Genomic DNA, 8,678 nt, shown 5'->3' with positions numbered 1-8,678 from the left:
CTGAGCTAGCTTATATTATATTCAATAAGTTTGATATAAAAACAGAAAGAGAGAGGGATAATAATGAGCAATAAGAAGTTAATTTTGAAATTATTCATATGTAGTACAATATTTATCACATTTGTATTTGCTTTACATGATAAGAGAGTAGTTGCAGCTAGCTCTGTTAATGAGCTTGAAAATTTGTCAAAATGGATGCAACCTATACCTGATAATATCCCGTTAGCACGAATTTCAATTCCAGGAACACACGATAGTGGGACGTTCAAGTTGCAAAATCCGATTAAGCAAGTATGGGGAATGACGCAAGAATATGATTTTCGCTATCAAATGGACCATGGAGCTCGCATTTTTGATATAAGAGGACGTTTAACAGATGATAATACGATAGTTCTTCATCATGGGCCATTATATCTTTACGTAACACTGCATGAATTCATAAATGAAGCGAAACAATTTTTAAAAGATAACCCGAGTGAAACAATTATTATGTCTTTAAAAAAAGAGTATGAGGATATGAAAGGGGCAGAAGATTCATTTAGTAGCACGTTTGAAAAAAAATATTTTGTTGATCCTATTTTTTTAAAAACAGAAGGAAATATAAAGCTTGGAGATGCTCGTGGGAAAATTGTACTACTAAAAAGATATAGTGGTAGTAATGAACCTGGAGGATATAATAATTTTTATTGGCCAGATAATGAGACGTTTACCACAACTGTAAACCAAAATGCAAATGTAACAGTACAAGATAAATATAAAGTGAGCTATGATGAGAAAGTAAAATCTATTAAAGATACGATGGATGAAACGATGAACAATAGCGAGGATTTAAATCATCTATATATTAATTTTACAAGCTTGTCTTCTGGTGGTACAGCATGGAATAGTCCATATTACTATGCCTCTTATATAAATCCTGAAATTGCAAACTATATAAAACAAAAGAATCCTTTGAGAGTGGGCTGGGTAATTCAAGACTACATAAATGAAAAGTGGTCACCATTATTGTATCAAGAAGTTATAAGAGCGAATAAGTCATTAATAAAAGAATAAAGATGATGAGAGTAAGAAGCGATAAAATATATCGCTTCTTTTTCTTTTCCAATAACCAACAATATAAATTGTACTTTTATAATAGAAAAAAATAAAAACATAAGATATAATCATACATATAAAATTTGTACCTATAAATTTTATATGTATGATTGAATTTGATTTATTGTAATGAAATGGAGGTATATACTATGAAGTTTCCACATGATTTTTTATTCGGAGCTGCTTCAGCTTCTTATCAAGTAGAAGGTGCATGGAATGAAGATGGAAAAGGTGTTACGAATTGGGACGAGTTTTCAAAAATTCCTGGCAAAACATACAATGGAACAAATGGTGATGTAGCTGTTGATCATTATCATCGATATAAGGAAGATGTTCGCTTAATGGCTGAGATGGGATTAGAATCGTATCGTTTTTCTATTTCTTGGGCGAGAATATTGCCGACTGGAGATGGAAAGGTAAATGAAAAAGGGATTGAATTTTATAACAACTTAATTGATGAATGTTTAAAATACGGGATTGTGCCGTTTGTCACTTTATATCATTGGGATTTACCATTACCGTTAGAAAAAGATGGTGGATGGACGAATAAAAGAACAGCAGAGGCTTTCGTAAAATATGCAGAAACTTGTTTTAAGGCATTTGGTGACAGAGTTAAGCATTGGATTACTTTTAATGAGACCGTAATGTTTTGTGGATTAGGTTATTTAAAAGGTGCACATCCACCAGGAATACAAAATGATGTTCCAAAGTATTTTCAAGCTACTCATTATGTATTTTATGCACACGCGAAAACAGTTGCGGTGTACAAGCAGCTGAAACAATATGGTGAAATTGGGATTACACATGTTTTCTTACCAGCTTATAGTGTGGATGATCAAAAAGAAAATATACAAGCAGCAAATCATGCGAATGAATATGAAACGTATTGGTATTATGATCCAATTTTAAAAGGCGAGTATCCGTCTTATGTTGTACAACAATTAAAGGAAAAAGGATGGACTCCTAATTGGACGGTTGAAGAATTAGAAATCATTAAACAAAATGCAGAAGAAAATGATTTTATTGGCTTGAATTATTATCAACCAATACGAGTAGAAAGATACGATATGGATATAAAGAGTGAGGAACATTCTCGAGAAAACTCAACGCTTGCTCCAGGTAACTCTTCTTTTGATGGTTTTTATCGAACAGTTAAAATGGATGATAAAACATATACAAAATGGGGATGGGAAATATCTCCCGAAGGTTTCTTAGAGGGATTGCATATGTTGAAAGCGCGTTACGGTGACATAAAGATGTATGTAACGGAAAATGGACTTGGTGATGAAGATCCGATCATTGACGGAGAAATTGTAGATGTTCCGAGAATTAAATTTATTGAAGCGCATTTAAAAGTAATGAAGCGTGCAATTGAAGAGGGAATTAACTTAAAAGGTTATTATGCATGGTCAGTGATTGATCTTTTAAGTTGGTTAAATGGATATAAAAAGCAATATGGCTTTATTTTTGTCGATCATAATGATAACTTAAAACGTAAGAAGAAACTTTCGTTTCATTGGTATAAACGTGTGATCGAAACGAGAGGGGAAGAGTTATAACAGATAAAAGAGTATTTTAGGAGAAAGTGTATGAGTGCAAAGTATAAACAAATTGCAGATGTGTTAGAGCAAAACATTCGAGATGGGCTTTTTAATGAAACGAAAAAACTACCTACAGAAGAAGCGTTGATGAATCGATTTGAAGTAAGCCGTAATACGATACGTAAAGTAATTAGTCAGCTTGTGAATAGAGGTTATATTTTTCAAGTGCAAGGTAGTGGCATGTTTTTACGCGAAACTTCTGTAACAGATTACATTAATTTAGGAAGTTTACGTGGATTAACGAAAAATCTTGTTTCACAAAATATTGAAACGAAAGTGTTAGAGCTTGAAGTAATAGATGCGGACGAAGAGATAGCAAAGCAGATGCAATGCGAAGCTGGAACTAGGTTGTATTTTTTGAAGCGCTTAAGAATTGTAGATGCTAAACCATTCTCTATTGAAGTAAGTTATTTCAAAAAGGATATTATTCCATATTTGAACGAAGAAATAGCATTAAGCTCTGTATACAGTTATTTCATTGAAGATTTACGATTAAATATTGGTTTTGCTGATAAAGTTATTAGTTGTGAAAAAGTAAATAAAGAAAATGCACAGCTTTTAGAATTAAATGAAGGTGATCCGGCGCTTCTTATTGAAAATACAGTGTATCTTGTAAATGGAACAATTTTTGAGTTATCTCAGTCGATGTTTCATTATGAAAAGGCGAAACTTTTAAATCGAATTAATTTTAAATGAAAAATTATTGTGTGAAAAAAGCAACTGGTCCTAAGTGATCAGTTGCTTTTTATTTTTTTAGTGGATGAGCAAAAAAACACGAAAGTGGTTGGTCCGCTTTTTGCAAACATCTATTATGATAAGAGAAGAAAGGTAGTATGTTATCAACGTTTTAAAGAGGAAGGTTTTTATGTAAGTTCTTTAATTAAAATAGATGGGTCTTAGAGAGGTGAAAAGACAATGAGTTTTGCAATTTCACTAGTCGTTATTATTGTAATTGTATCGCTATTTGGGACTGTACTAGTTGCAAGAAACGTGGAGGAGAATTACGGTAAGTCTACAAAAAGAAATGTGAAAAACTTATCTGCAATCTATATTCTTCTTCTTTTTGTTCTACTAGTTGGGGTAACATGGTATGCGGTAATGATTTAATAGTTTGTAAAAGAACTGAAATGAGAGTATGAAGTTGGAATTTCAGAAGCTATTGAGTAATCAGAAAGAGAACCATTTTGGATATATCCATTTACGGATAAGAAAATGTGACTAATTAATACTATTTTTACGGTGAATACTGTTAGTAAAAAATGAGGATAGTTCGTTTTGAAAGGAGGGAACTATATGGAATGGAAACCAAATCGTGCAGATAAGACACCTGTATATAAACAAATTGCAGATTATATTGAAAGAGGCATTTCTTCAGGCGAATTTCCTTCTGATAGTAAGTTACCTTCTGAGCGTATGTTAGCAAAGGAATTACAGGTGAACCGGAGTACAATAGTAGCTGCGTATGAAGAATTAAAATCACTTGGAGTAGTAGAACGGCAAAAGGGAAGCGGAACACGGGTCAATACAGACATATGGGGTGTCTCACATAAACGAATACCGAACTGGGGTAGGTACGTGGAGGATGGATCGTTCTTACCTAACGTACCACTCGTTCAACAAATTCGAACGGAAACACAAAAAGATGATTTAATTAATTTAGCAAGTGGTGAACTGTCACCAGAATTAATTCCAAGTGATAGATTTCGAACAATTTTGTCGGAGAAAACATTTATGGAAAACCTCGGTTATGACCATCCACTTGGAAATGAGATGTTGAGAAAAACAATTGCAGCACATGTTCAGCAATATAAACAAATTGAAGCAGATTCAAGCTCTATTCTTATTACGTCAGGAGCACAACAGGCGCTTAATCTTATCGTTCAATGTTTATTAAAACCTGGCGATGCGATCGCGATTGAAGATCCTTCGTATTGTTTTTCGCTTCCAATGTTTAAATCGGCCGGTTTAAACATATTTCATTTACCTGTTGATGAGCATGGAATGAATCCAGATGACTTAATCGATTTGCACAAAAAGCATCGCATTCGTATGGTGTTTTTGAATCCAGATTATCAGAATCCGACGGGTACTGTGCTTTCATTAGCGAGACGTAAAAAAATTTTAGAACTGTCTTCTGAGTTCGGTATACCAATTGTAGAAGATGATCCGTATAGTTTAATTTCTTTTAATGGAGAAGTGAACCCAACATTAAAATCAATGGACCAAAATGGAAATGTTCTTTATATAAGTTCACTATCAAAAATTGTTGCATCAGGATTACGTATTGGATGGGTAATTGGTCCTACACGCGTAATTGAGCGTTTAGCAGATGCAAAGCAACAAGTTGATTTTGGCCATAGTGTATTTACGCAGTGGGTAGCAAATCAATTTTTAGAATCAAAGGATTTCCATACACATATTACGATACTTCGTGGACAATTGAAGCAAAGAAGAGATGAATTAATTGCAGAGCTTGAAGGAACATTGGGAGAACGAGTTGAATGTTTCGTGCCAGAGGGTGGAATACATGTATGGTGTAAAGTAACAGGAAAGTTTGATGAATATCACTTATTAGGTGAATCTATACGGAATGGTGTCGCATTTGTTCCGGGCAGTGTTTTAGGTTCGAAAAATGAATATATACGATTTACGTTTGGTAGAGCGAATATAGAACAAATTCAACTTGGAATTAAACGGTTTGCCGACACGCTAAATGAGATTTCATAATATGGATGTGTGATAGTGAAATGAGGGAAAGAAATGAAGTACGTGACGCTTTTACTTCAAGTAGGCGTGCTATATGTATTTAGCCTAGTGGGTACGTGGATTCAGGAAATATTCCATCTATCAATATCGGGGAATTTAATAGGGATGTTAATACTGTTCCTGCTCCTTTCCACTCGCGTTTTACCGTTAAAATGGTTTGAGTTAGGTTCGGAAAAGTTAATCGTATTTTTACCGTTATTTTTAATCCCTTCGACAACAGGGCTCATGGAATACGGGTCTTTTCTTTTCAGTAAGGGAAGTATTATATTCCTTTTAGTAGTTGCAAGTACTGTAGTAACTTTGATTGTTTCAGGGTATATAAGTCAATTATTAGTCACATCAAAAAAATAAAATCGACAAGGTGCACGATTCAAATGGTCTTAATTATTATTACTGTAGCAATTTATTTCTTGGCGACAAAGCTATATAAAAAATTTACGTTTGCATTTACGTTACCAGTGTTAACAGTTACGGCAATTATGATTTGTTTATTTTTGATTTTGGGTATTTCTCATCATGAGTATAGGGAAAATGGGGGAAACATTCTTTCAAGCTTATTGAGCCCTGCAATTGTAGCATTGGCCATACCTCTATTTAAAGAGCGAAAGATACTGATGAAAAATTTTTCATCGATACTAATCGGAGTAGTGATAGGTATAGTGGCTGTAACGAGCATGAATGTAGTGATTGGCGGAATTTTAAATATAGATAAGGAACTTATATTAACTACTTTACCACAGGTAGCGACAATGCCAATTGCCCTTTCAATAGCGGATCAAATTGGTGGTATTCCATCTATGACTTCTAGTTTTGTAGTTGTTGCAGGAATAACAGGTGCTATGATCGGACCAACAGTACTTAAGTTTTTCCGTATAACAAGTACGATTGGAAAAGGAGTTGGAATGGGCTGTGCATCACATATTATCGGTGTGAGTCGTTTAGTGAAAGAAGGCGAGAAAGAAGCGACTATCGGTTCGGTAACGATGATTGTAACTGGAATACTTATTAGTATACTAATACCGTATGGAACGAAATTTATTTTTTAAATGTAATGGAGATGATAACAATGACAACATGGTTTATAGTTACATTATTTGTTTTTGGAGCTATTAAAGTATTAGTTTCTAGCATGCCCACTTCTGTTGTAGAATCAATTATTAGTAGATTTGAATTGCATCAAAAGCTTGAGGCGGAAAATACTTCTATATCGATAGATGGAAAAAATATAGAGGGAGAAATGAAACTACAAGTTATTCATGAATTTAATGAGGCGTTGTTTTTAGATAAACATTATTTCCCGCCGCACGGAGAAGGGACACCAATAGTCATTGATACGAAGAAAGGGAGTAAAGAGATTAGATTTTCGCTATATAGCTATGAGGAACATGTTGATGTCATTAAGCAATATAAGAAGAAAGTCGTTGCCTATCGTTTACGCTCTAAAAGCCTTCAAACATTGACACCATTAGTAATAACGGAAGAGTATGCTTAAGAAGAGACCTATAATGGTCTCTTTATTTTTTTATCCAATTATATACGTTCCAAATAAAAGAATGAAAAATTATATAACCAAATAAAGAATATGTATGGTTCCAATTCGCACTATGTACAAATAAACCTAAACTTTCAGCAATCTGTTCAAAAAGGCTAGCACAAATACCGATTGAAATAATAAATGAAATTCTAGAAACTTTAGATAATTTTTTTGAAATGTGTATAAAGATAACTGTTAAAATCGGCAGTACGAACAATGTAAAAGCTATATTAACCGAAAATGTGGATGAGAAGGGCCTAGCCGGAAAGGAATATATTTGTTTATGAACAAAAAAGGCATCTAAGCAAGTTGCAATAATAGAAGAGAGAAAGATTGTAACTACTAATGCTAGAAACTCATTCTTCTTCTCGGAGGAGGACATTTTTCTTTGCGAGAATGGCGATTTCAATTTTTTCGAGTGTTTTGCAGTAGTCTTCTGTAATTTGTCCATTTATATTTTCCTCCTTATCAACTAAGTAATTTACAACTTGCCAATCGGTAAACCAATCTTCACTGTCAACTTCTTCATGCTTCATATCTCGCCATGCATAGATGAGTGCAGGGCTGTATATACGATAAGCGCCATTTCGTAACTGGCATTTCTTAATTCGGCGCTTATAAAACTCACGGGAAAAAGATTCATTTACACTTGAAAATAAATGGGGCCAGTAATCTTTCCTAGATCCTGTATGTGGATGGTGTTGAGCCCAGCTTATTATTTGAGATAAAACATGTGTATCTCGAAATAATAATGAGTACAATCTTTTTCCAATTAATATCCGTTCATGTAAGGAAGTGAAATGTTTCATTGTATCACCAAATAGTAATACTTTTTGTTTCTTATCATTTTCGTAGAATGGGAAAAGGATATGATTAAACTGAAAGAAATCAAAGAGTTTAAATCCAATACTATTTAGTACAGTCTTTTTAAATTGTACATTTTGAATTACTCTTTTTTCTAAGTAGTTTTGTTCATTAATAATAGTTGCAATTGCTAAAGTTTTTTTGTTACCTGTTTTCCAAAAATGGTTCCACATCGTTTCCATAAATGTAGAAACATTTAGGTGAGGGAGAAGGTGAAATAACTTTTGTGATCTCTTTACACTTTGTTCGTAAAGTAAAAATTGAGGGTATACATCTTGGAAAATAAGCCAATTCCCTCTTTCTAAAAAAGAAAAAAATATGAATTGATCTTTCTCTGATAAAATTCTCGTATATAAATCGCCCTTTAAATCAGTCATATTCCAACCGCCGTTACGTGATACCATATGCCCAAGCAGTGCCCAATGTATTTCTGGATATTGAATGTAAAATTGGTAGTATGCGCGTGTTCTTGTAACATTATTTTTATTTAGTTGTTCTGTTTGTATTTTTATTTTGTTGATGATGAGTTGTTCTTCTTTCGTTAATTTATACATGGTGTCAGAAGGAATAAGTTTGCTTTTTTGTTTCAATTCATTTTTTACGTCGAATAGGGAGAGAGGCAGTGCTTTGGAAGGTCCGTTATATGTATGATTTGAATTGCTTCGGTCCATTCCGTTACCTCCCTTTTTCATAAATTTAAACATGATTATTGGCTATGAATCATTCTATTTATTTTATTACGAGTATAAGAAATAAATGAGCGGTGTTTTTTTACAAGGAATTTATTTATCATGCAAACAGTATAAAAAATCTTACTG

Annotated in this window: 10 protein-coding genes; 8 read left to right on the top strand and 2 right to left on the bottom strand. The window is 33.4% G+C overall.

All coding sequences use genetic code 11. The annotated features are described in order from the left end of the window. Nucleotides 1-63 precede the first annotated feature (63 nt). From plcA to ACQGSG_RS23785, 8 genes are all read left to right on the top strand, one after another. On the top strand, nt 64-1,053 hold the full coding sequence (gene plcA, locus ACQGSG_RS23820; RefSeq protein ID WP_000066292.1) for a phosphatidylinositol diacylglycerol-lyase: 990 nt from the start codon (nt 64-66) through the stop codon (nt 1,051-1,053). Between the two features lie 191 nt (nt 1,054-1,244). Continuing rightward, complete coding sequence (locus ACQGSG_RS23815) at nt 1,245-2,654, top strand: glycoside hydrolase family 1 protein (RefSeq protein ID WP_000671630.1); 1,410 nt, start codon at nt 1,245-1,247, stop codon at nt 2,652-2,654. A 30-nt stretch (nt 2,655-2,684) separates the two neighbouring features. After that, a complete protein-coding gene (locus ACQGSG_RS23810) occupies nt 2,685-3,392 on the top strand; it encodes a GntR family transcriptional regulator (RefSeq protein ID WP_001274909.1) in 708 nt (235 codons plus the stop codon). A 219-nt stretch (nt 3,393-3,611) separates the two neighbouring features. Further along, on the top strand, nt 3,612-3,803 hold the full coding sequence (locus tag ACQGSG_RS23805) for a hypothetical protein (RefSeq protein ID WP_000006459.1): 192 nt from the start codon (nt 3,612-3,614) through the stop codon (nt 3,801-3,803). A 186-nt stretch (nt 3,804-3,989) separates the two neighbouring features. Then, nucleotides 3,990-5,423, top strand: coding sequence for a PLP-dependent aminotransferase family protein (locus tag ACQGSG_RS23800; RefSeq protein WP_000454966.1), 1,434 nt, complete (start codon nt 3,990-3,992; stop codon nt 5,421-5,423). A gap of 33 nt (nt 5,424-5,456) precedes the next feature. Then, nucleotides 5,457-5,813, top strand: coding sequence for a CidA/LrgA family holin-like protein (locus ACQGSG_RS23795; protein ID WP_000878486.1), 357 nt, complete (start codon nt 5,457-5,459; stop codon nt 5,811-5,813). 23 nt (nt 5,814-5,836) lie between these two features. Then, nucleotides 5,837-6,508, top strand: coding sequence for an LrgB family protein (locus ACQGSG_RS23790; RefSeq protein ID WP_097997975.1), 672 nt, complete (start codon nt 5,837-5,839; stop codon nt 6,506-6,508). A 20-nt stretch (nt 6,509-6,528) separates the two neighbouring features. Further along, the gene (locus ACQGSG_RS23785) at nt 6,529-6,954 is read left to right on the top strand and encodes a YfmQ family protein (protein ID WP_000214645.1); all 426 of its coding nucleotides are present in this window, start codon (nt 6,529-6,531) and stop codon (nt 6,952-6,954) included. A gap of 22 nt (nt 6,955-6,976) precedes the next feature. Here the strand turns inward: ACQGSG_RS23785 and ACQGSG_RS23780 are convergent, their stop codons facing one another. Together ACQGSG_RS23780 and ACQGSG_RS23775 are read right to left on the bottom strand one after the other, a co-directional pair. Beyond that, nucleotides 6,977-7,378, bottom strand: a complete 402-nt coding sequence (locus tag ACQGSG_RS23780) for a CBO0543 family protein (protein ID WP_033667178.1) — start codon at nt 7,376-7,378, stop codon at nt 6,977-6,979. Then, nucleotides 7,353-8,531: a DUF2515 domain-containing protein gene (locus tag ACQGSG_RS23775; protein ID WP_000376162.1), complete on the bottom strand. Its 1,179-nt coding sequence runs from the start codon at nt 8,529-8,531 to the stop codon at nt 7,353-7,355. The genes ACQGSG_RS23780 and ACQGSG_RS23775 overlap by 26 nt, the downstream gene beginning before the upstream one ends. Nucleotides 8,532-8,678 lie beyond the last annotated feature (147 nt).

The sequence above is a fragment of the Bacillus sp. GMa5/1 genome (assembly GCF_050172015.1).
In the GTDB taxonomy this organism is placed as follows: Bacteria; Bacillota; Bacilli; order Bacillales; family Bacillaceae_G; genus Bacillus_A; species Bacillus_A cereus.
The sequence above is the reverse complement of the archived record's forward strand: the minus strand, read 5'-3'. Positions and strand labels throughout refer to the sequence as shown.

Bases quoted from the DNA above. Each gene is read 5' to 3' on its own strand.
- ACQGSG_RS23795 (WP_000878486.1), top strand. From the start codon at position 5,457: ATGAAGTACGTGACGCTTTTACTTCAAGTAGGCGTGCTATATGTATTT.
- ACQGSG_RS23785 (WP_000214645.1), top strand. From the start codon at position 6,529: ATGACAACATGGTTTATAGTTACATTATTTGTTTTTGGAGCTATTAAA.
- ACQGSG_RS23810 (WP_001274909.1), top strand. From the start codon at position 2,685: ATGAGTGCAAAGTATAAACAAATTGCAGATGTGTTAGAGCAAAACATT.
- ACQGSG_RS23800 (WP_000454966.1), top strand. From the start codon at position 3,990: ATGGAATGGAAACCAAATCGTGCAGATAAGACACCTGTATATAAACAA.
- ACQGSG_RS23815 (WP_000671630.1), top strand. From the start codon at position 1,245: ATGAAGTTTCCACATGATTTTTTATTCGGAGCTGCTTCAGCTTCTTAT.
- ACQGSG_RS23790 (WP_097997975.1), top strand. From the start codon at position 5,837: ATGGTCTTAATTATTATTACTGTAGCAATTTATTTCTTGGCGACAAAG.
- ACQGSG_RS23780 (WP_033667178.1), bottom strand. From the start codon at position 7,378: ATGTCCTCCTCCGAGAAGAAGAATGAGTTTCTAGCATTAGTAGTTACA.
- plcA (WP_000066292.1), top strand. From the start codon at position 64: ATGAGCAATAAGAAGTTAATTTTGAAATTATTCATATGTAGTACAATA.
- ACQGSG_RS23775 (WP_000376162.1), bottom strand. From the start codon at position 8,531: ATGGACCGAAGCAATTCAAATCATACATATAACGGACCTTCCAAAGCA.
- ACQGSG_RS23805 (WP_000006459.1), top strand. From the start codon at position 3,612: ATGAGTTTTGCAATTTCACTAGTCGTTATTATTGTAATTGTATCGCTA.